Genomic DNA, 22,132 nt, shown 5'->3' on the forward strand with positions numbered 1-22,132 from the left:
CAAATTACGTTATGCGTAACTGGATTACGATAAAAACAACTTCTGTACAGAGGAAGATCCATGGACCTCGAATACCTTTCGGGTTTCGGCAACGAATTCGCCAGCGAAGCCTTGCCTGGCGCGCTGCCGGTCGGCCAGAACTCGCCGCAAAAAGCCCCCTACGGGCTCTACACCGAACTGTTTTCCGGCACTGCCTTCACCATGGCGCGTAGCGAAGCCCGGCGCACCTGGCTGTACCGCATCCGGCCGTCCGCCAATCACCCGGCGTTCGTCAAACTTGCGCGGCAATTGTCCGGTGGCCCGCTGGGGGCGGTGACGCCCAACCGCCTGCGCTGGAACCCGCTGGATATTCCGAGTGAACCCACGGACTTTATCGATGGACTGGTCGGCATGGTTGCCAACTCGGGGTCGGAAAAACCTTCGGGCATCAGCATTTATAACTACCGCGCCAATCGTTCCATGGAGCGCGTGTTCTTCAACGCCGACGGCGAGTTGCTGATCGTGCCGGAGCAGGGCCGCTTGCGCATCGCCACCGAACTGGGCGTGCTGGATGTCGAGCCGCTGGAAATCGTGGTGCTGCCCCGTGGCCTCAAGTTCCGTGTCGAACTGCTGGACGCGCAAGCCCGCGGCTACGTCGCTGAAAACCATGGCGCCCCGCTGCGCCTGCCTGACCTGGGGCCGATTGGCAGCAACGGCCTGGCTAACCCGCGCGATTTCCTCACGCCCGTCGCCCGTTACGAAGACCTCAAGCAACCGACCACGCTGGTACAGAAATTCCTCGGCGAACTGTGGGCCTGCGAGCTGGATCACTCACCGCTCAACGTGGTCGCCTGGCACGGTAATAACGTGCCGTACAAATACGACCTGCGTCGCTTCAACACCATTGGCACGGTGAGTTTTGACCATCCGGATCCGTCGATCTTCACCGTGCTGACCTCGCCCACCAGCGTGCACGGCCTGGCCAACCTCGACTTCGTGATCTTCCCGCCGCGCTGGATGGTGGCCGAGAACACCTTCCGGCCGCCGTGGTTCCATCGCAACCTCATGAACGAATACATGGGCCTGATCCAGGGCGCCTACGATGCCAAGGCCGAAGGCTTCCTGCCGGGCGGCGCGTCGCTGCACAGTTGTATGAGCGCCCACGGCCCGGATGGCGAAACTTGCACCAAGGCCATCAACGTGGACCTGGCGCCGCACAAGATCGATAACACCATGGCCTTCATGTTCGAGACCAGCCAAGTGCTGCGTCCGACCCAGTTCGCCCTGGAGTGCCCCCAACTGCAACCTGCTTACGACGCGTGCTGGGCCTCGCTGCCCGCCACCTTCAACCCGAACCGGAGATAACCCATGACTCAACCAACGCAGACCCGCAGCTGGGTGGCCTCGGCCAATGGTCACGCGGATTTCCCCCTGCAAAACCTGCCCCTGGGCGTGTTCAGTATCAACGGCTCGGCCCCGCGCAGTGGCGTGGCGATTGGCGACATGATCCTCGACCTGCACGCCGCGCTGGATGAGTTTGACGGTGACGCCCGGCGCGCCGTCGAAGCCACTGCGGGCGGGCAGTTGAACGCGTTTTTCGAACTGGGCCGTGGGCCTCGCGTTGCCCTGCGCCAGCGCCTGCTGGAACTGCTGGCCGAAGGCAGCAAGCTGCAAACCCGCGAGGCGCAAGTGCTGCACCGTGCCGCCGATTGCCAGATGCACCTGCCGGCCAAGATCAATGACTACACCGACTTCTACGTCGGCATCGAGCACGCGCAAAACGTCGGCAAATTGTTCCGCCCCGATAACCCGCTGTTGCCGAACTACAAGTACGTGCCGATTGGTTACCACGGCCGTGCCTCGACCATTCGTCCCTCGGGTACAGAGGTGCGACGCCCTAAGGGCCAGACCTTGCCAGCCGGTCAGTCCGAGCCGACCTTTGGCCCATGCGCGCGCCTGGACTATGAGTTGGAGCTGGGCATCTGGATCGGCCAGGGCAATGCCATGGGCGATGCGATTGCCATTGGTGATGCCGCCGAGCATATCGCCGGTTTCTGCCTGCTCAACGACTGGTCGGCGCGGGATATCCAGGCCTGGGAGTACCAGCCGCTGGGGCCGTTCTTGTCGAAAAGCTTTATCACCAGCATCTCGCCGTGGGTGGTGACTGCCGAAGCCTTGGAGCCTTTCCGCAAAGCCCAGCCGCCGCGCCCTGAAGGTGATCCGCAACCGCTGCCTTACCTGCTGGATAAGCGCGATCAGAACGCGGGCGCTTTTGATATCGAACTGGAAGTGCTGCTCACCACGGCCTCGATGCGTGAGCAAAACCTGCCCGCCCATCGCCTGACCCTGAGCAACACCGAGCATATGTACTGGACCGTGGCGCAAATGGTGGCGCACCACAGCGTCAATGGCTGCCAGTTGCAGGCGGGTGACCTGTTTGGTTCGGGCACGTTGTCTGGCCCGCAGCCGGGGCAGTTCGGCAGCCTGTTGGAAATTACCGAAGGCGGCAAGAAGCCGATTGAATTGGCCTCCGGCGAGGTACGTAAATTCCTTGAAGACGGCGACGAAATCATTCTGCGTGCCCGTTGCAGCCGCGAGGGCTTTGCCTCCATCGGCTTCGGCGAATGCCGCGGTACCGTGGTCGCGGCGCGCTGAGAGGGCAGGGCCATGGAACTCTATACTTACTACCGTTCCACCGCGTCGTATCGAGTACGTATTGCCCTGGCCCTCAAAGGCCTGGATTTCACCGCGCTGCCGGTCAACCTGCTGGTGCCGGCAGGCGGCGCCAACCGCCAGCCTGAATACCTGGCGATCAACCCCCAAGGGCGCGTGCCGGCGTTGCGTACTGATGAAGGGGCGTTGTTGATCCAGTCACAGGCGATCATCGAGTACCTGGAAGAGCGTTATCCCCAGGTGCCGATGTTCTCCAGGGATTTGCTCGCCAGGGCTCATGAGCGGGCGGTGGCGTCGATCATCGCCTGTGATATCCACCCGTTGCATAACTCCAGCACCCAGAACTTGCTGCGCAAGTGGGGGCACGATGAGGCGCAATTGCTGGAGTGGATCGGGCACTGGATCAGCCAGGGCCTGGGCGCTGTGGAGCAGTTGATTGGCGACACAGGGTTTTGCTTTGGCGAGCAGCCGGGCTTGGCCGATGCGTTTCTGATCCCGCAGTTGTATGCGGCCGAGCGCTTCAAGGTGCCCTTGGCGGCATACCCACGCATTGGGCGGGTGGCGGCGTTGGCGGCCCAACATCCAGCCTTCATGCAGGCCCACCCCGCCAATCAACCTGACACCCCCTGAACCCCCTGTAATGATCGTTCCTACGCTCAGCGTGGGAACGCCTCATGTGGCGCTCTGCGTCACGGCTCTAAAAACGGACGCGGAGCATCCAGGGCTGTATGCCCACGCAGAGCGTGGGAACAATCATAAAAAAACAGGTACCTAGCGATGCACAATCAGATTGCCAGCTTTCGTGCGGCACTCGACGCCCGTCCGGTGTCGCGCTACCAATGGTTGATTCTCCTGCTGCTGGCACTGTTACTGGTCACCGATGGCTATGACGCCCAGGTGCTGGGCTATGTAGTGCCGGCGCTGGCCCAGGATTGGGGCCTGGAAAAGTCCGCGTTTGGCCCCGTGTTCAGCGCCAACCTGCTGGGCCTCACCCTGGGCTCGCTGTTGGTGACACCGCTGGCGGATCGGTTCGGCGTGCGACGTATCCTGCTGGCATGCGTGCTGATCTACGCCAGCCTCACGGTACTGATGGTGTTCGCCAATTCCCTGACCACGTTGATGGCGGCGCGGTTTATCTGCGGCATTGGCATGGGCGGTGCGATGCCCAGTGCCATGGCATTGATGTCTGAATACTCGCCGCCGCGGATGCGCACCTTGATGGTGACCCTGGCGGCCTGCGGCTTCTCGTTCGGCGGCGCAGCAGGCGGCTTTGTGGCGGCCGGGTTTATCGATGGTTTTGGTTGGCAGGCGGTGTTCCTGGCGGGTGGTGTGACGCCGCTGCTGCTGTTCCCGTTCCTGGTGTGGCTGTTGCCCGAATCCTTGCCACGCCTGTTGCGCGATGCGCCGCCGTATCTGCGTTTGCGCAAAGTCACGGTGCGGATGCTGCCCGATTGGCAACCGCCACCGGCGACCGAAGCTGAAAACTTGCAGGAGCAGGGCAGCAAACTGACGGTGGTGGAGCTGTTTCGCAACGGCTACGCGCGCCCGACGCTGCTGATCTGGGCGACTTTCTTTGTCAGCCTGATCCTGCTGTACTTCATGATCAGTTGGTTGCCGTCGCTATTGCTCGAAAGCGGCCTGGCATTGAACGAAGCCAACCTGGTCACCTCCATGTTCCTGTTCGCTGGCACCTTGGGCGCCATCCTCATGGCCTGGTTTGCCGACCGTCTGAAAAGCAAAGTGCGGTTGCTGTCCGGCGTGCTGGCGGCGGCAGCGCTGTGCACCATTCTGCTGGGCTTGAACCACGACAACCCACGCTACCTGGTGGCCTGCGTGTTTGCAGCAGGGTTCTGCATCATCGGCGGGCAACTGACCCTCAATGCCTTCGCGAGCAACTTCTACCCGGCGCACGTGCGCGCCACCGGCACGGGTTGGGCGTTGGGTGTGGGGCGATTCGGATCGATTCTGGGACCGCTGTTTGGCAGCCTGCTGCTGGCGATGCATATACCGGTCGAGCAGATTTTCTTCTTCTGCGCGATTCCGGCGGTGATTGCAGCGTTGTTGATTATTCAGGTGCGGGCGCCTTCACTGTAGGAGCGAGCTTGCTCGCGAAGGCCGCAAGGACAGCGCGTTAAACCAGGATGCCTGCGTTATCGTTCACGTTCTTCGCGAGCAAGCTCGCTCCTACAGGGGTCAGTGCACCACTGAGTTGGGCGGCAGGTGCCCCAGCCGCTCGGTCAGGCGCAGGCGCTGAATCGGGTCGTCGCTGAGCAGCAGGGCGTGTTCCAGGTCGAAGCGTTCGGCGCTGGGGCAGTCCAGGCGTTGATACAGGCTGGCCCGCGCCAGGTAGTCGGAGGCGCTGGCGTTGCCCAGTTCCAGTACGCGCTCGGCGTCCACCAGGGCGGCCAGTGGCTCGTCGTTGGCAAGGTAGAGTTGGCGCAGGTTGCGCGACAGCCGTTGCAGGATGGCCCGTGGCTCGGCGGTCAGTAGGTGGTCGGCCTGCAATTTCAGTTTCGCCCCGTACTGGCGCGCCAGCAACTCGCGACAGTCGTTGGGGTACAGGCGCCGGCCGCCGCAAGGGTCCAACAGGTGGTCGGCTCCCGGTACCCGCAGCAGGAAGTGCCCAGGGAAGTTCACGCCGACCAGGGGGATATCCAGGCGCCGTGCCATCTCCAGTGCGATCAGGCCCATGGCCAAGGGTTGCCCGCGTTTGCGTTGCAGCACTTTGTCCAGCAGCGCGGCGGCGGGGCGCAACGGCGTGTGGTCATCCTGGGCAAACCCCAGGTCATTCATGCGCCGCAGTAGCGGCTGGCCGAGTTCATCCGCCGGTAGCAAGGGCATGCCCAGGCTCACCTGTTGTTGTAGCGCACCAAGGTCGTGCAGTATCAACGCGGGCTGCACGCTGGCGTCATGCTCGGCAGCAATCCACAGCGCGGCCTCAAACAGCGCGGGGGGTGAACGGTCCAGGCAGGCGAAAAAGGCGGTGCGGGGATTCATTGAGTTCTCCGGCATATGCCCCCGTTTTAGCCTTGCTGCGAATTTTCGTCCAGCATCTTGAGAGATATCCCACGCTCTTATGTCGTAGATCCCACGAAAACGCGCGGCTTATTCCAGTGCAATCCAGCAGTTTTCTGCCGCAAGCCTATACTTGGCCCACTACCAGAAGTGATTCGGGAGCTCATTGATGTTTGCGCTCATGCACAGCACCCGCCTTGAATCGCTGCACCTGAGCGTTGATCCGGTGACCGGCTTGAAGGCGATCATCGCCATCCACAACAGTCGCCTGGGCCCAGCGTTGGGTGGCTGTCGTTACCTGGCTTACCCTAATGATGAAACCGCCGTGGCCGATGCCGCGCGCCTGGCGCAAGGCATGAGCTACAAAGCGGCACTGGCCGGGCTGCCGGTGGGCGGCGGCACCGCGGTGATCATCCGCCCCGTGCACGTGGAAAGCCGTGCGGCGCTGTTCGAGGCGTTTGGCCGTTGTGTGGAAAAACTCGATGGCCGCTTTATCACCTCGATCGACAGCGGTACCTCGGTCGCCGACATGGACTGCATCGCCCAGAACACTCGCTTTGTCACGAGCACCACCGCCGCCGGCGACCCTGCGCCCCATGCCGCCATGGGGGTATTCGCCGGTATCCGCACCACCGCCATGGCGCGCCTGGGCAGCGACAACCTCGAGGGCCTGCGCGTGGCGGTGCAAGGCCTGGGCAACGTCGGTTACGCCTTGGCCGAACAACTGCACGCCGCGGGTGCCGAGCTGCTGGTCAGCGACATCGACCACGGCAAGGTGCAACTGGCCATGGAGCAATTGGGCGCCCACCCGATTGCCAACGACGCCTTGCTCAGCACGCCCTGCGACATCCTCGCACCGTGCGGCGTCGGCGCCGTATTCAACCGTAACAGCGTCGGCCAGTTGCGTTGCGCCGCCGTGGCGGGTGCCGCCAGCGCACAACTGACCAACCTGGACATCGCCGACCAATTGGAAGGCCGCGGCATCCTCTACGCACCGGACTATGTGATCAACTCTGGTGGGCTGATCTACGTCGCCCTCAAACACGCCGGCACCGACCTGCCAGGCATCACCGCGCACCTGTCGAACATCGGCAGCCGCCTGACCGAAATCTTTGCCCATGCCCAAGCCGAAAAACGCTCCCCCGCACGGGTGGCCGATGAACTGGCCGAACGCCTGCTGTACAAATAGGCCAGGCATTAAAAAGGCCCTGAATCCATGATTCAGGGCCCGTTCAATTCGGGCTTTACTCCGCCGCCGGGTTCAGCAACTCGGACAAGGCGTCCGGTTGGCTCTTGAACGCCTTGGCAAATACATCGCGGTTCTTCGCCATGTAGATCCCGGCTTCCTCCACCTGCTGCTCGCTCAACGACGGCACGGCTTTTTGCAACACCTCTGCCAGCAACTCAGCGAGTTCAAGCATCTTGTCATGACGGTCAGCTTCGGCTTTATCCATGAACAAACGCTCCAGATCTCGGCTGCTGCGGTATACCACTTCGACGGCCATTCACCACCTCACATGCCTTCACGATAGTTGTCTTTTGCGACTACTGTATTTATATACAGCGAAAAGGATAAGCCAAACGTCGGGGTTTGGGTAGTAGGTTTTTAATGTAGTTGGGAAATAGGGGGCTGAACCGGAAATTTCGCACGGCACGCTGAGGTCGATCGTTCCCACGCTCCGCGTGGGGATGCATCCCGTGACGCTCCGCGTCACCCACGAGCAGGTCTGAGGGACGCGGTGCGTCCCAGGCGGCGTTCCCACGCGGAGCTTGGGAACGATCGGGGGGTAATTTAAGTGCCTCGTGTCACACGGCCACCATCTTATTTCCCAGCCCTGGCCTTTTTTCTGCATGCAGAACAACCGTCACGTCCACCCCGCATTATCCGGTCGAGCCGACCTAAGGAAGCATCATCGTGAAAATCAATTGGGCCGAAAGGCTGCGTCAGCAAGTACACGGGCTGGCCGAGTCGCTGGGTAATCTGTTTGTCGAGTCGTTCCATTACCTGGCGCTGTTCGCCATTGGTGCGGTGACCGCCTGGGCGGCGGTGATGGAATTTCTGGGGATGCTGGAGAACGGCCATATCAAGATCGATGACATCTTGCTGCTGTTCATCTACCTGGAATTGGGTGCCATGGTCGGGATTTACTTCAAGACCAACCACATGCCGGTGCGCTTCCTGATCTACGTGGCGATCACTGCGCTCACGCGTTTGCTGATCTCCAACGTGTCGCACCACAACCCGCCGGACGTGGGCATCATCTACCTGTGCGGCGGCATTTTGCTGTTGGCGTTTGCGATCCTGGTGGTGCGCTACGCATCGTCGGCCTTCCCTTCGGTGAAGGTCGAAAGCCCGCGTCGCAAGGGCGAGGCGAGCCTGGAGACCGAGAAGGGCGAGCTTTAAAGCCCGACGCTGAAGGGCAGGGTACGGGCGGGCGGTCGCTGCAGGAGTTTGTGGCTGTCGCCGTCCGTCATCAGCTCCAGAATTTCCACGGCGCTGTGGCCCTGTTCGATGGCGATGCCGAACTGGATGCTTTGCACAAGGCGCCTGAGGCGCTGCGGGTCGTTGCGTTGTTCGGCGCTGATCATGCGCTTGGCCACCACGCCAGTCTCGTCAGACAGGGTGAGCATGATGCTGCCGTCCAGCCTTTGGATGCTCAGGTTGACGCGGTATTGGGGGCTGAACGTGTCGGTGATGATCTGAAAAGGATTGTCCATGGTGCGTTACCGCCTGATAAGAACATGCAGTCATTGACGGCCGGTGTCGGGATTAGTTCGCATTGCCTGACCACTGGCCAAATTCCGTTTTCCTCAAAAGTTCTACAGCAAAGGACGTGCCGTACAGCGATTTACCCGACATAGATATTCAAATGTGGGAGCGGGCTTGCCCGCGATTGCGGTGTATCAGCCAACAAGTACTTGGCTGAAGGACCGCAATCGCGAGCAAGCCCGCTCCCACATTTTTTGTGCTGTTTTTGGAGATCAGTGAGCTAATTCAGGGCATCACGGAAAAAACGATCGCAGACAGCGCAATCAGCCCGATCACCACCACAAATACATTCGATGCCTGGCCTGAATACTGGCGCAAAGATGGCACTCGGCGGATGGCGTACATCGGCATCAGGAACAGCAGGCACGCGATGATCGGCCCGCCCATGGTTTCGATCATGCCCAGGATGCTCGGGTTGAAGGTGGCCACGGCCCAGCAGGTCAGCACCATGAACAACGCGGTGCAGCGTTCCAGCCATTTGGACGACATCGAACGGTTGCGCCCACGCAGGGATTTGACGATCAGCCCCTGGAAGCCTTCGCTGGCACCAATGTAGTGACCCAGGAAGGACTTGGTAATCGCCACCAGCGCGATCAACGGTGCGGCGTAGGCAATCACCGGCGTCTGGAAGTGGTTGGCCAGGTACGACAGGATCGAGATGTTCTGCGCCTTGGCAGCGGCCAGGTCAGCCGGTGACAGCGCCAGCACGCAGCTAAAGCAGAAGAACATCACGGTCAGCACCATCATGCCGTGGGCGGTGGCCAGGATGCCGCTGCTTTTGCGCTCGGCCTGGGCGCCGTAGACGCGCTTCTGGTCCACGGCAAAGGCGGAGATGATCGGCGAATGGTTGAACGAGAACACCATCACCGGGATCGCCAGCCACAGCGTTTTGAAGAACAGCGGCAGCGGCATGCCTTCGCTGGCCGAGGCGAAGAACGCGCCGTTCCAGTTGGGAATCAGGCTGAATGCCAGCAGCAGCAAGGCGGCAACGAAGGGGTACACCAGCACGCTCATGGCCTTGACGATCACGCCCTGGCCACAGCGCACAATGGCCATCAGGCCGAGGATCAGCACCAGCGACAGAATCGCCCGTGGCGGCGGCGCCATGTGCAATTGGTGCTCCATGAAACTGCCCAGGGTGTTGGTCAGCGCCACGCTGTACACCAGCAGGATCGGGAAGATCGCAAAGAAATACAGCAGGGTGATCAGCTTGCCGGCGCCGACACCAAAGTGTTCCTCGACCACTTCGGTGATGTCGCCGGATTTGCCCGACAGCACAAAGCGCGTCAGCCCACGGTGGGCGAAGAAGGTCATCGGAAATGCCAGCAATGCCAGCACGATCAGCGGCCAGAAGCCGCCTACGCCGGCATTGATCGGCAGGAACAGGGTGCCCGCGCCGATGGCGGTGCCATAGAGGCCGAGCATCCAGGTGGTATCGTGTTTGGTCCAGCCGGTGGTTACTGTGCTTTCTCTGACATCGGGATTTTCGGCAGCAGGTGTACGTACATCAGTCATCGGTATTGCCTCGTTATTATTTTTGCGCGGGCTCACGTTGGGGCGGGTAGCAGTGCTCCGATCAGCACTCCACCCAGCTGACCGCCAGGCCGCCCCGTGAAGTTTCTTTGTATTTGTCATGCATATCGGCGCCGGTATCGCGCATGGTGCGGATCACCCGGTCGAGGGATATGAAGTGTTTGCCGTCGCCGCGCAGGGCCATCTGCGTGGCGTTGATCGCCTTGACCGCCGCGATGGCATTGCGCTCGATGCAGGGCACCTGCACCAGGCCACCGACCGGGTCGCAGGTCAGGCCGAGGTTGTGTTCCAGGCCGATTTCGGCGGCGTTTTCCAGTTGCTCCGGGGTGGCGCCGAGGATATCGGCCAGGCCTGCGGCGGCCATGGCACAGGCCGAGCCCACTTCGCCCTGGCAGCCGACTTCGGCGCCGGAGATGGAGGCGTTTTTCTTGCAGAGGATGCCGACGGCAGCGGCGGCCAGGAAGAAATTGACCACGTCGTCGTCAGACGCGTCGGCGTTGAATTTCATGTAGTAATGCAGCACTGCCGGGATAATCCCGGCCGCGCCATTGGTCGGGGCGGTGACCATGCGCCCGCCAGCGGCGTTTTCTTCGTTGACGGCGAGGGCGAACAGGTTGACCCATTCCATCGCCGACAAGGTCGAGGTGATCACGTTGGGCTTACCGATTTCCAACAGGTTGCGATGCAACTTCGCGGCGCGACGGGGCACATCCAGGCCACCGGGCAGGATGCCTTCATCGCGCAGGCCCTGTTCCACGCACTCGCGCATCACCGACCAGATATGCAGCAGGCCGCTGCGGATCTCTTCATCGCTGCGCCACGCCCGTTCGTTGGCCATCATCAGCTCGGATACCCGCAGGCCGTGCTTGTTGCACAAGGCCAGCAGTTCTACGGCGCTGGAAAAGTCGTAGGGCAATTGCACGTCGCTGGTCGGTGCAATGCCTGATGCAGCTTCGGCGGCTTCGATGATGAAACCACCGCCCACCGAGTAATAGGTTTGTTCGCTCAGCAGGCCGCTGTCGCCATAGGCGTGCAAGGACATGGCGTTGGGGTGGTACGGCAGGCTTTCGTCCAGCAGCAGCAAGTCGGTGTGCCAGTTGAAAGCAATTGCCTGAGAGCCCGCCAGCAGCAGTTGGCCGGACTCGCGCAGTTGCTGGATACGCGCATTGATCGAGGTGGGGTCGACGCGATCTGGCCATTCACCCATCAAGCCCATGACACAGGCGCGGTCGGTGGCATGGCCGACGCCGGTAGCGGACAGCGAGCCATATAGGCGCACTTCGACGCGACGGGTTTGGCTGAGCAAATGCAGGTCGGTCAGGGCTTGGGCGAATGTCGCGGCAGCGCGCATCGGGCCAACGGTGTGGGAGCTGGAAGGGCCGATGCCCACCTTGAATAGATCGAAAACACTGATAGCCATGCTAAAGCCTTACAAGCAATGGAGTAGAAATCGCTGCCATGTTTTGTAGAGCAGGCGGAATTGGCGCGATACTGAGCCTCTGGATCAGTACTGACCAACGAATTATCCTAAGACACCCTTTAGCAGGACTAAACGCTATGACTCGCCCCCTCCATGGCCAGACCTATGTCTGGCTGCATGTGTTTTCCTGCGCTGCGCGGCATCTATCGTTCACCCGCTGCGCCGAGGAACTGCACATCACGCCGGGAGCGGTGAGCCAACAAATTCGCCAGCTAGAAGAGCGCCTGGGCTTTCGACTGTTTCATCGGCGTGCGCGAGGCGTTGAACTCAGCGCCGAGGGGCAGCGCCTGGCGGCCGTGGTGGGTGAGGCTTATGGCAGCATTGATGCCGAACTGCAGCGCCTGGACGCCGGGATGATCAGCGGCACCTTGCGCCTGCGTTCTATCCCCTCATTTCTGGGCAAGTGGCTGACCCCGCGTCTGCCACGTTTTCAGCAGCGCTTTCCGGACATTCAACTGCGCATGGTCGCCGAAGACAGCAGCATCGCCCTGCATGAAGGCGACTTCGACCTGGCCATCGACCTCAACGACGGCAGCTACCCTGGCTTGTTATCCACAGCCCTGTTGGACGAACAGATATTCCCGGTGTGCGCCCCCAGCCTGTTGCGTGGCCGCCCACCCTTGCATGGCCCGGCGGACCTGGCCCATTTCCCGCTGCTGCACGACATCACGGCCTGGCGTGGGAGTTATGAATATGCCGAATGGGAGTTTTACCTCAATGCCATCGGCTACCACGGTGCCGACGTACGGCGCGGGCACACCTTCAACCGCAATCATCTGACTATCGAAGCCGCCATCGCCGGCATGGGCGTGGCGATTGCGCGGCGCACCTTGCTGAACGATGAGCTGGAGCGCGGCACCTTGATCGTGCCGTTCGGCCTGGCCGTGCCCAACCATAAACGCTACGTGCTGCTGTATGCGCCGGGCGCGTTGAACCATCCGGGCGTGCGTGCGGTGCATGACTGGCTGGTGGAGGAGGCGAGGATTTTTCGCAGCTTGCACCCGTTGGGAGAGGGGCAATTGTGAGGAAAACAGAAAGTAAGAAGTTGTAACTAACTCCCCACCCTACCAGCGTTTTTGCTCGTCGTCAGGGTTAATTTGTAATGTAGGATTTATCTTTGCAAAGGGGTTGAAATGTTTCAGCAGGTGCTCAATTGTGTAATCAAGAGGTCATGGTTTCACCACCCCGGTGTTGCAGTTTGTGACCTCTGGCGAGCTAGCTGAAATAAGGGAAGAACTATGCAAATCCAAGTCAATAGCGATAACCATATTGAAAGCAGCATCCGACTGGAGGAGTGGGTACGTACTACCATTGAGAGCACGCTCGAACGCTACGAAGAAGACCTGACCCGTGTAGAGGTCTACCTGCGAGACGAGAACGGCGACAAGCCCGGCCCTCACGATTTGAGTTGCCGCCTGGAAGCACGGCCAAAGGGCCATCAACCAGTTTCCGTGTGCCATAAAGCCGATACGCTGGAGCAAGCGATCGATGGCGCCGCAGTCAAGCTCGACCACGCACTGGAACATCTGTTTGGCAAACTGCAAGGCAAGCCGCGCGCTGCCGGTAAAAACCAGCCAATCAACAAAGTGAACGAAGACGCTTTGGAAGAGGAATTCCTGGAAAACGAAAACGCTGCCATTAACGGCTGATTTTTCCACTCCCCCAATGAAAACGGGCCTGCACATGCAGGCCCGTTTTTCGTTCAGCGCTCGCGCCGGAAGAAATGCCGGCTCAGCAGCGCCAGCCCGCAGGCGCCCAACCCCGCAAACAGCATGGCCCAGCCGGCGCCGCTGCGCAGTGCTGTTTGCGCATCCAGAATGGTCAGCCCCGGCGCATCCAACTTGCCGGCGGCAATATGCTGGCTGAGGCTTGCCCACTCCATTGCCGTGCTGTCAGGCAGCACATGGGCCAGGTTGTGGCTGATCCCTAACAACAACACAAGGCCCATCAGCGCGATATTGAGCGCCAGGGTGATCAGCCGTGCGCTGAAGTCGATGCCCGAGGCCATGCCTGCGCGGTCATTCGAGACGGAGCCGGTGGTGGTGTTGGTGGTCGGCGAATTGGTCAACGCCAGTCCGATACCGGCGATCACGCAACTGAGCAGCACCAGCGCCGTGCTGGGTTGTTCGGCGTAATTAACGGCGGCCATTCCCATGAACCCTGCGCCCATTACCCCCAGGCCCAGGGGAATGATGCGTTCGGCGCCAAAGCGTAGGGCCAGGCGTTCGGCCAGCGGCGGTACCAGCAAAGTCGGCAAGGTGTAGGCGAGCAAGGCGGCGCCGGTGGTCAGCGTGTCGTAACCCAGGCCCGCCTGGAAGTACAACGGCAGGTAAATCATGAACGGCCAGAAACTGAAGTTCATGCCGATCGAGCCCATCAACGCGCCATTGAAGCGTTGGATGCGGAACACCGAGAAGTCGAACATCGGATGGGCGCTGCGCCGCTCAAGCAAGATAAACAGCAGCAGCCCGAAGACCGCCAGGCCGGCCCAGCCGAGCATCGCCGGGGCGCCAAAGCCGATTTCGCTGCCCTGGGTGATGAAATAAACCAGCGCAAACACCGTGAGTGTCATGGTCAGCATGCCGGCGATGTCGAGGCGATGGTTGGCCGGGTCGCGGGATTCCTGCACGCTGATGTGCAACAACGCCAAGGTGAACAGGGTCAGCGGTACATGCACCAGGAACACCCAGCGCCAGTCCGCCACGGCCAGGATCAAGGCTCCCACCATCGGTCCGAAACCCAGGCCCACGCCAGCGATCACGCCCCATATCGCAAAGGCCCGCGCACGCGCCGCCGGTTCGCGGAACTGATGGGACAAGATCGCAAATTGGCAAATCATCATGGCCCCGGCGCCAATGCCCTGGACGAAACGCGCCGCGATCAGTGTCGGCGCATCGTTGGCCAAGCCACAGGCCAGCGAGGCCAGGGCGAATACCCACAGACACACCACCAGCACACGCCGACGACCGAAGCGATCCGCCAAGGTCCCCGCCGCCATCAGCACGCTGGTGCAGGCCAGGGTGTAGGCATTCATGATCCATTGGGCGTCTTGAAAGCCCGTGCCCAGTTCCTGTTCCAGCGTCGGCAGGATGACCGGCACGCTGGAGATTTCCAGGCCGAACATCAGGGCCACCAGGCAGACGGCGGTGAGGGCCAGGCCGTTCCTGGCGGTGCGCGGGGGAGTGAGGGCCGAGAGTGCGGCGGCGCGGGGCATACGACATTCCTTTCGAAAGCGGGAGGGGCTATTCTCTCGGGAATCAGGTTCTTTATTAGCGATAATTTTTCCTTGAACAAGGGAATAGAGGGCGACAATTAAGCATGGCTACCCCACGTTTTGATGGTGTCGAACTCTTTCTGCAGATTGTTGAAAGCGGCAACCTCACCGAAGCCGCCGAACGCCTGAACCTCACGCGTTCTGCGGTGGGCAAGGGCCTGGCGCGCCTGGAAGCACGCCTGGGCGCTTGCCTGTTACAGCGTTCCACCCGGCGCCAGCGGTTGACCGAGGACGGGCAGGCGTACTACGAGCATTGCCTGCGCGCATTGGCAGAGCTGGAGGCCGCCGAGTCCGTGTTGGAAAGCGGCCGCCAGCAACCTCGGGGGCGTTTGAGAGTGAGCGTGCCCCTGGCGTTTGGGCATCACTATGCCGCGCCAGCGTTGTGGGCCTTGCTGGATCGTTATCCGGAACTGGAAATCGACCTTTGTTTTTCCGACCGCATGATCGACTTGGTGCAGGAGGGCTTCGATATGGCCGTGCGCATCGGCCCGTTGCCCGACACCGACCGCCTGAGCGCACGGCGCCTGGGTCAGCAGGTCATGGGGCTGGCAGCGTCGCCGGCGTATTTGCAGCGCAAGGGTGCTATTGGCAGTATCGAAGACCTGGCCGCTCATCGTGGCATTGCCTACCGCAGCAACACCGCGCAGCGCTCGCGCCTGGCTTCGCCCTTGATCGTGGACGACCTCCAGGCGGTAGCCGATGCCGCCATCGCGGGCGTAGGCCTGGCCTGGTTGCCGAGTTGGTTGATTGCCCACTATGCGCTGCGCGGGCAGTTGCAGGCCGTGCTGCCCAGCTACCGTGAGCAACCTGCGCCGATCCATGTGATCTGGCCGACGGCGGCGCATATGCCGGCCAAGACGCGGTGTGCCATTGACGCGTTGGTGGCGGCCACCCCGAGTTGCCTGGCGGGCAGTTAGATCCTGAACATACTGAAAACCATCTGTAGGAGCGAGCTTGCTCGAAAAAAACGTCAACGATAACGCGTGTTTGCTGAATGAACGCGGCGCCTGTGAGTTTTTCGCGAGCAAGCTCGCTCCTACAAAATACAGTTAGAACGCGATAGAGGTTTGTACATACACCGTACGCGGCTCACCCACGTACTTGCCCTTGTTGTTGTCATCGAACGAGCGGGTGTAGTACTGCTTGTTGAAGATGTTCTTCACCCCCACCGCCACATTCAAGTCCGACAACTGCGGGCCGAAGTCATAGGCTGCGCGGCTGCTGAACAGCATGTAGCCGGGGATGCGCCCATTGGCACCGTCGGCGCTTTCGGCCTGGGTGTTGGCGTTGTCGGCGAACTGGCTGCTCTGGTAGCTGCTGTCCACATTCAGCTTCCAAGGGCCTTCGGTGTAACCCACGCCGAGGGTGCCTTTGTGCTTGGAGGAGAAGGGCACGCGGTTGCCTTTGTTGGGGCCGTCTTCGCGGATGGTCGCATCCACATAGGCGTAGGTGGCGTACACATCGAAGCCGGCCAGTGCGGGGCTCAGGCCGTCGAGGGCGTAGTTGATGCTCGACTCGATGCCTTGGTGGCGAGTTTCACCGCGGGCGATCACGGTGTCGTTGGTCTGGTTGCTGTCGTACTGGTTGTCGAAGTTGATCAGGAATGCGCCGATTTCTGCGCGCAAGCTGCCGTTGTCGTAGCGCGTGCCGAGTTCCCAGGTGCGGGCTTTTTCCGGTTTCACTTCGCCACTGTTCACACGGTTGGGCATCTGGCTGTACTGCACGCTGCCGAACGAGCCTTCGGTGTTGGCGTAGAGGTTCCAGTCATCGGTGAGGTGATAGAGCACGTTCAGCGCTGGCAGTGCGGTGTTGTAGTCGCCCTTGTATTTGACGTTGCTCAGGTTGTTAGTCTGCTGGGACTCGATCATCTCGTAGCGAATGCCTGGGGTGATGGTCCACTTGCCGATGTCGATGCGGTCGTCGATGAAGAACGCATTGGCTTCGGTGCCGCCGCGCGTGTCGCGGTCGTTGCGGCTGTTGGTGGTGGGGATTTGCTGGTTGGCGGCAATCGGCGTGCGGTAGCGCAGTTCGTGGCCGGCTTCATTGATGTAGCGGTAGCCAACACCCACTTCGTGGCTGGTGGGGCCGAGGTCGAAGCCCTGGGCGAAGCGCGTTTCCAGGCCACGTACCCAATATTCCCGTGGCGACAGCGACAAGAAACTGCCCTGGTCGAGGTAACCGCTGCGCAGGGTCTTGGTGAAGAAACTGTTGACCGTGAATTCGCGGCGGTCCTGTTCGTAGCGGTAGCCGACGTTGAACATCGTGCGGCGGCCCCAGAACTTGTCATACGGGCGGGTGGACTGGTACGGATCAGCCTTGTAGTCCTTGACGTTCAAACCGCCCGGCATGTCGGCCTGGCCTTCGTAGTACTGCGCCATGGCGTTGAAGCTATTGGCGTCGTCCAACTGGTATTTGCCCTTGAGGATCAGGTCGTCGATGCGCGTGTTGCTGTTTTCGCGCCAGTCGCCGCCGCGGGTGCCGGAGTACAGCAGCGCGCCACCCAACCCATTGTCGGCGGTGCCGCCAGCCAGCAAGTTGCCGGTGGTCTTGAAGCCGTCGTGGCTGGAGGAGGGGCTGGTCTCGGTCTGCAAACCACCCTTGACCGTCGGCGCATCCGGGATGGCACGGGTGACGAAGTTGACGATGCCACCGACGTTTTGCGGGCCATAGCGCACCGCACCGCCGCCACGTACTACATCCACCGCGTCCATATTGCCCATGCTGATCGGCGCGAAGGAGAGTTGCGGCTGGCCGTAAGGCGCGAAGGGCACCGGGATGCCATCCATCAGCACGGTGGAGCGCGACGCCAGGCGCGGGTTGAGCCCGCGAATGCCGAAGTTCAGCGCCATGTCGTGGCTACCGGTGCCGTTGTTGTCCGGGGCGTTGACGCCAGGGATGCGGTTGAGCACATCGCGGGCCTGGGTGGCGCCCTGGCGTTCGAATTCTTCACGGCGGATCACATCTCGGGCGCCGGGGTGTTCGAACACGTTGGTTTGCGCCGCGTCACCGAGCCAGTCGCCGACCACGTTGGAGGTCTGCAACTCCAGTGTGGCGGGGGCGCCGGCCGGTTGCAGGCTGTAGGCGTTATCCCCCTCGGCGCGGGCTTGCAGGCCGGTGCCCTCCAGTAGTTTTTGCAGGCCCTCGGCAGTGCTGTAGCTGCCCGATAACCCAGGACTTTGCATCCCTGCCGTCACGGCGGAGCCGAAGGACACCAGTACGCCGGCGTCACGACCGAATTGATTCAGGGCCGCTTCCAGGGTGGTCGGGGCGATATGGTACGCCTTGGCGTCGGCTGCCATCACCGCCGGCAGTGTGGTCAGGCTGAGACTGGCACCGAGCAGGAGTTGGCGCAGTGTACGGGCGAGAAGCGTCGGGTGCTGGGGCATGAAGGGCGGTCCTGAGAAGGAAGGATCAAGGTGGCTTTCCTTCTCTGTCACGCCAGGTGCGGAAAACGGCTCACAGCTGCAAAAAATATTTCGAGCTCACCGCCCACTGTAGGAGCGAGCTTGCTCGCGAAGGTCGTCAACGATCACGCGGGTTGTCTGGTTTAACGCGGTGGGTTGAGGTTTTTCGCGAGCAAGCTCGCTCCTACAAAAAGCGCTATGCATCACGCACGTGCCTGCACGGTCACCCAATAACGGGTAAAGCGCCGCACTTTCACCGGCAGGCTGATCTCCAGCAGGTCGAGGATGCGTTCGCTGTCATCCAGTGGGTAACTGCCGGACAGCAGCAGGTTGGCGACTTGTGGATCGCAATGGAGCTGGCCGCGACGGTAGCGTCCCAATTCATTGAGGAAGTCTTCCAGGCGCATGTGTGCGGCCACCAGCATGCCGTCGGCCCAGGCGCCGCTGTTGGCGTCGGTGGGGCGCGGGGTGTCCCAGCCTTTGCGGGTGAAATTGACTTGGTGCGCGGCGTCGACGCTCAGCGGCAGGCCGTTGTAGCGGTTGGGCATCACCTCGACCTGGCCGGCCAGTACCGCCAGTTGGGTGTGGTCGTTGAACTGGCGTACAGTCAAGCGCGCTGCCTGGCTGCTGAGCAGACCCTGGCCGGTCAGCACGTGCAACGGCGCCTGGCCTGCACGGGCGGTGAGCAGGATTTCACCTTCAAGCAGGCGCACCAGGCGCTGTTGGCCGTCGAAATGCACATCCACCGCGCTGCCGGTGTTGAGCTGCAACTGGCTGCCGTCGGCCAGTTGTACTGTGCGGCGCTGGCCCACCGGGCTGCGATAGTCAGCCGTCAACGGCGGCAAGATATGTTGCTGGCGCAGACTCCAGGCGGCGGCCGAACCGGCACCCAGAATCAACAGCAATTTAAGCGCCTGACGTCGGCTGCTGGAGGTGGGCGCGTTCAACGCTGCGTGGGCCAGGGGCGAGGGCACGCCGCGCAGGCGTTGGTTGACGCGCTGGATCTGCTCCCACGCGCGTTGGTGTTCGCTGTGGGCATTCAACCATTGCTGCCAGGCCGCCTGCTGGCGTGGGTTGAGCGCGCCTTGCTGCATTTCCAGCAACCAGTGCACGGCTTGTTCGGCGACTTGGCTGGAGACATTCATAGGGCGAAGTAGCAGCGCATGGCCGCTTTGGTCAGGTGGCGTTTGACCGTGGCGATGGAGATGCCCAGTTGCGCGCCGATTTGCGCGTAGGTCAGGCCGTCGAGTTGGGCCAGCAGGAAGGCGCGTTTGACCTGCTTGGGCAAGCCGTCGAGCAGTTGGTCCAGTTCCAGCAGGGTCTGCAGGATGATTGCGCGGTCTTCTTCCGACGGCGCCACGTGTTCGGGCATCTGCGCCAAGGCCTCGAGGTAGGCGCGCTCCAGGTCCTGGCGGCGGTAGAAGTTGAACAGCACACGCTTGGCCACGGTGGTGAGGAAGGCGCGCGGCTCGATCAGCGTTGGCGCTTCCCGGGCACTGAGCACGCGGATAAAGGTGTCCTGAGCCAGGTCGGCGGCGTTTTCCGGGCAGCCGAGCTTGCGTCGCAACCAGCCGGTGAGCCAGTGGTGATGGTCGTTGTACAACACTTCGACGGGGTTGGACGGCTGCAACGCGATCACTCCACAAGCATTCGACATGCTTTAGAGAACAAGAATTGTTCGCATTGTAGGGCGCATGACAAGGTTCGGCAATCGGCCAAGGCAGGTGATTCATCCGTTCTCTTTTGCTTATGAGAATATTTATCATTAATATTGCGCGCTGATGAACCAGGCGCCTGCCGCATGAAAAGCAAAACCTCATTGCCCGTTTCCTACCGCCTCGCCGTCACCTCGCGCGTGCTGGCGGCGGTGATTGGCGGATATCTGATGGCCTCCCTGGCCGCCATCTGCCTGGCGCTCTGGCTGCCCACCTCCCGTGCCGATGCGGTGGTCACCGGCATGATGAGTTCCTTTGTGTTCTACCTGCTGGCGGTGCTCTGGTGTTTTGCCTGCCGCACGGCATGGCGCGCCTGGGCAGGGGTGATGGTGCCGAGCGCACTCTTGGCCACCCTGGCCGGCATCGGTTTTTGGATGGCTCGCACATGAAAGAGGGCTTTCGCCAGGCCATGGCCTGGCTGCACACCTGGGCAGGCTTGATCTTCGGCTGGCTGCTGTTCGCGATTTTCCTGACCGGCACCCTGGCCTATTTCAAAGATGAAATAACCCACTGGATGCAGCCCGAAGTGCAGGCCCATCCCCTGGACGATGAGCGCAGCCTCGCCGTCGCGCAAAACTATCTGCAACAGCAGGCGCCTACCGCCGCACGCTGGTTCATTACCTTGCCGAACCGCCGCGACCCCGGCTTGTCGGTGATGTGGCAAGACAAGGTCGAGCCCGGCAAGCGCGGCACTTTCATCCAGAAAGTCCTCGACCCCGTCACCGGCCAACCGGTGCAGGCCCGGGAAAGCAAGGGCGGTGAGTTCTTCTATCGCTTCCACTTCCAACTGCAAATGCCTTACCCGTGGGGCCGCTGGCTGTCGACCATCGCTGCCATGGTGATGTTCGTCGCGCTGATCACGGGCATCATCACCCACAAGAAAATCTTCAAGGACTTCTTCACCTTCCGCCCGCGCAAAGGCCAGCGCTCCTGGCTGGACGGGCATAACGCGGTGGGTGTGCTGGTGCTGCCGTTTCACCTGATGATCACCTACAGCAGCCTGGTGATTTTCATGAGCATGGTCATGCCCGCGCCCATCGTGGCGTCCTACGGTGACGACAGCCGGGCGTTTTTCAGTGAGCTGTTCCCCGCTACTGACAATGCGCCGGCCCTCGGCCAGCCGGGCAAACTGCTGCCGTTGATGCCGATGTACCAGCAGGCGCGGGAACAGTGGGCGGGCGGGCATGTGGGCCGTGTGGCGGTCAACAACCCCGGCGATGTCAACGCCTCGGTCAATGTGTTCCGCGCCGGCTCCGACAGCGTAGTGCATGCGTCGGGCAGTACGTTGTCGTTTAGCGGCACCACTGGCGAGCTGTTGCGGGCCAGTGCCGAGCCATCGTTGCCAGCGGTCGTTGGTGGCAGTTTCTACGGTTTGCACATGGGCCATTTCGCCGGCCCGGTGCTGCGCTGGCTGTACTTTATCTGCGGCCTGGCGGGCACGGCGATGATCGGTACAGGCTTGGTGATCTGGCTGGGCAAACGCCAGCTCAAACACGCCAAGGCCTCGGTGATGCCCTTTGAACTGCGTTTGGTGGAGGTACTGAATATCGCCAGCATGCCCGGATTGATGATCGCCATTGCAGCGTTTTTCTGGACCAACCGCCTGTTGCCGGTGAGCTTCACCGAGCGTTCGGACTGGGAAGTGCAGGCGTTCTTTATCGCCTGGGGCCTGAGCCTGTTGCACGCCTTGCTGCGGCGCGGTCGCCAGGGCTGGGTCGAGCAACTGAGCCTCGGCGCGCTATTGTTTGCCGCCATTCCATTGCTTAACGCCATCACCACCTCGCACCACTTGGGCGTCTCCGTGCCAAGTGGCGACTGGGCCATGGCCGGCTTCGACCTCACCTGCCTGGCGAGTGGCGTGTTCCTCGCCTGGGCAGCCTGGACGATGCACCACCGCAGCGCGCCGCTACCCAAGGCCGAGCGTGCCCGCGGGTTAACACTCAAGCAGCAGGCCAACTGATGCTTCTGGCGCTATTGATGTGCTACGCCGGGTTCATGGCACTGTGCTTGTCCACCGACCGTCACCACGGCGAACTGCTGCACAGCAAACCCACGCCCATTCGGCGCTTGGGGTTGCGGGTGGGCGGTTGGTTGCTGCTGGGCGTGTCGATCTGGCCATCGGTGCTGGGCGCCGGTTGGAGTCAGGGCCTGGTGGAGTGGTGCGCGGTGTTGATGCTCAGCGCCTTGCTACTGGTGTTGCTGTTGCCGTATCGGCCGAGGCTGGCCTTGATCCTCGCGGGGCTCGCTCTTCTGGCCAGCCCTGTTGCGGCGTTCGCCCTCTCTTGAGCC

Annotated in this window: 21 protein-coding genes; 12 read left to right on the top strand and 9 right to left on the bottom strand. The window is 61.7% G+C overall.

What is annotated here, in order from left to right; genetic code table 11:
- Positions 1 to 60: 60 nt before the first annotated feature.
- From hmgA to BT204_RS16815, 4 genes are all read left to right on the top strand, one after another.
- Entirely contained in the window at positions 61 to 1,344 is a 1,284-nt protein-coding gene (hmgA, locus tag BT204_RS16800) for a homogentisate 1,2-dioxygenase (protein WP_072447549.1), read from the top strand.
- 3 nt (positions 1,345 to 1,347) lie between these two features.
- A complete protein-coding gene (gene fahA / locus BT204_RS16805; protein ID WP_072447551.1) occupies positions 1,348 to 2,634 on the top strand; it encodes a fumarylacetoacetase in 1,287 nt (428 codons plus the stop codon).
- Between the two features lie 12 nt (positions 2,635 to 2,646).
- On the top strand, positions 2,647 to 3,282 hold the full coding sequence (gene maiA / locus BT204_RS16810; RefSeq protein WP_072447553.1) for a maleylacetoacetate isomerase: 636 nt from the start codon (positions 2,647 to 2,649) through the stop codon (positions 3,280 to 3,282).
- Positions 3,283 to 3,429: 147 nt separating this feature from the next.
- The gene (locus BT204_RS16815) at positions 3,430 to 4,746 is read left to right on the top strand and encodes an MFS transporter (protein WP_072447555.1); all 1,317 of its coding nucleotides are present in this window, start codon (positions 3,430 to 3,432) and stop codon (positions 4,744 to 4,746) included.
- A 99-nt stretch (positions 4,747 to 4,845) separates the two neighbouring features.
- Here BT204_RS16815 and BT204_RS16820 read toward each other — a convergent pair whose 3' ends face one another.
- Complete coding sequence (locus tag BT204_RS16820) at positions 4,846 to 5,649, bottom strand: SirB1 family protein (RefSeq protein WP_054921083.1); 804 nt, start codon at positions 5,647 to 5,649, stop codon at positions 4,846 to 4,848.
- Positions 5,650 to 5,836: 187 nt separating this feature from the next.
- On the opposite strand from BT204_RS16820, the gene BT204_RS16825 reads away from it, so the two are divergent.
- Positions 5,837 to 6,856 (top strand): Glu/Leu/Phe/Val dehydrogenase family protein, encoded by a 1,020-nt coding sequence (locus BT204_RS16825; RefSeq protein ID WP_014717048.1) that lies wholly within the window; start codon positions 5,837 to 5,839, stop codon positions 6,854 to 6,856.
- Positions 6,857 to 6,911: 55 nt separating this feature from the next.
- Here the strand turns inward: BT204_RS16825 and BT204_RS16830 are convergent, their stop codons facing one another.
- A complete protein-coding gene (locus tag BT204_RS16830; RefSeq protein WP_003188807.1) occupies positions 6,912 to 7,172 on the bottom strand; it encodes a YebG family protein in 261 nt (86 codons plus the stop codon).
- Between the two features lie 410 nt (positions 7,173 to 7,582).
- On the opposite strand from BT204_RS16830, the gene BT204_RS16835 reads away from it, so the two are divergent.
- Complete coding sequence (locus BT204_RS16835) at positions 7,583 to 8,071, top strand: phosphate-starvation-inducible protein PsiE (RefSeq protein WP_003188808.1); 489 nt, start codon at positions 7,583 to 7,585, stop codon at positions 8,069 to 8,071.
- On the opposite strand, the gene BT204_RS16840 is transcribed toward BT204_RS16835, so the two are convergent.
- The 3 genes from BT204_RS16840 to BT204_RS16850 all read right to left on the bottom strand — a co-directional run bounded on the left by BT204_RS16840 (position 8,068) and on the right by BT204_RS16850 (position 11,390).
- Positions 8,068 to 8,385 carry a DUF3509 domain-containing protein gene (locus BT204_RS16840; protein WP_034128674.1) on the bottom strand — a complete coding sequence of 106 codons (318 nt, stop codon included), beginning with the start codon at positions 8,383 to 8,385 and terminating at the stop codon, positions 8,068 to 8,070. The two genes, BT204_RS16835 and BT204_RS16840, sit on opposite strands and share 4 nt — an antisense overlap.
- Positions 8,386 to 8,662: 277 nt before the next feature.
- Entirely contained in the window at positions 8,663 to 9,952 is a 1,290-nt protein-coding gene (locus BT204_RS16845) for a serine/threonine transporter (protein WP_032893430.1), read from the bottom strand.
- 61 nt (positions 9,953 to 10,013) lie between these two features.
- Complete coding sequence (locus tag BT204_RS16850; RefSeq protein WP_034128672.1) at positions 10,014 to 11,390, bottom strand: L-serine ammonia-lyase; 1,377 nt, start codon at positions 11,388 to 11,390, stop codon at positions 10,014 to 10,016.
- 137 nt (positions 11,391 to 11,527) lie between these two features.
- Here BT204_RS16850 and BT204_RS16855 point away from each other — a divergent pair, with 137 nt between their 5' ends.
- Positions 11,528 to 12,475, top strand: coding sequence for a LysR substrate-binding domain-containing protein (locus BT204_RS16855; protein ID WP_057976127.1), 948 nt, complete (start codon positions 11,528 to 11,530; stop codon positions 12,473 to 12,475).
- A 213-nt stretch (positions 12,476 to 12,688) separates the two neighbouring features.
- Entirely contained in the window at positions 12,689 to 13,099 is a 411-nt protein-coding gene (locus BT204_RS16860; protein WP_003188815.1) for an HPF/RaiA family ribosome-associated protein, read from the top strand.
- Between the two features lie 53 nt (positions 13,100 to 13,152).
- Here the strand turns inward: BT204_RS16860 and BT204_RS16865 are convergent, their stop codons facing one another.
- Complete coding sequence (locus BT204_RS16865; protein ID WP_057976125.1) at positions 13,153 to 14,664, bottom strand: MFS transporter; 1,512 nt, start codon at positions 14,662 to 14,664, stop codon at positions 13,153 to 13,155.
- Positions 14,665 to 14,768: 104 nt separating this feature from the next.
- Here BT204_RS16865 and BT204_RS16870 point away from each other — a divergent pair, with 104 nt between their 5' ends.
- Positions 14,769 to 15,641, top strand: a complete 873-nt coding sequence (locus BT204_RS16870) for a LysR family transcriptional regulator (RefSeq protein ID WP_057976123.1) — start codon at positions 14,769 to 14,771, stop codon at positions 15,639 to 15,641.
- Between the two features lie 132 nt (positions 15,642 to 15,773).
- On the opposite strand, the gene fecA is transcribed toward BT204_RS16870, so the two are convergent.
- From fecA to BT204_RS16885, 3 genes are all read right to left on the bottom strand, one after another.
- Complete coding sequence (gene fecA / locus BT204_RS16875) at positions 15,774 to 18,110, bottom strand: TonB-dependent Fe(3+) dicitrate receptor FecA (protein WP_072447557.1); 2,337 nt, start codon at positions 18,108 to 18,110, stop codon at positions 15,774 to 15,776.
- Positions 18,111 to 18,331: 221 nt separating this feature from the next.
- Complete coding sequence (locus BT204_RS16880; RefSeq protein WP_034128667.1) at positions 18,332 to 19,273, bottom strand: FecR domain-containing protein; 942 nt, start codon at positions 19,271 to 19,273, stop codon at positions 18,332 to 18,334.
- Positions 19,270 to 19,758, bottom strand: coding sequence for a sigma-70 family RNA polymerase sigma factor (locus BT204_RS16885; protein WP_014717061.1), 489 nt, complete (start codon positions 19,756 to 19,758; stop codon positions 19,270 to 19,272). Before BT204_RS16885 ends, BT204_RS16880 begins: the two co-directional genes overlap by 4 nt.
- Before the next feature lie 171 nt (positions 19,759 to 19,929).
- Here BT204_RS16885 and BT204_RS16890 point away from each other — a divergent pair, with 171 nt between their 5' ends.
- From BT204_RS16890 to BT204_RS16900, 3 genes are read left to right on the top strand one after another with little or no spacing between them, the layout of a single operon-like run.
- Positions 19,930 to 20,232, top strand: a complete 303-nt coding sequence (locus BT204_RS16890) for a DUF3649 domain-containing protein (RefSeq protein ID WP_014717062.1) — start codon at positions 19,930 to 19,932, stop codon at positions 20,230 to 20,232.
- Positions 20,229 to 21,803, top strand: a complete 1,575-nt coding sequence (locus BT204_RS16895; RefSeq protein ID WP_072447559.1) for a PepSY-associated TM helix domain-containing protein — start codon at positions 20,229 to 20,231, stop codon at positions 21,801 to 21,803. The genes BT204_RS16890 and BT204_RS16895 overlap by 4 nt, the downstream gene beginning before the upstream one ends.
- Positions 21,803 to 22,129, top strand: a complete 327-nt coding sequence (locus tag BT204_RS16900; protein WP_034128665.1) for a DUF3325 domain-containing protein — start codon at positions 21,803 to 21,805, stop codon at positions 22,127 to 22,129. The genes BT204_RS16895 and BT204_RS16900 overlap by 1 nt, the downstream gene beginning before the upstream one ends.
- The last annotated feature ends 3 nt before the right edge of the window (positions 22,130 to 22,132 follow it).

The organism is Pseudomonas sp. NFPP02 (assembly GCF_900119355.1).
Classification (GTDB): Bacteria; Pseudomonadota; Gammaproteobacteria; order Pseudomonadales; family Pseudomonadaceae; genus Aquipseudomonas; species Aquipseudomonas paracarnis.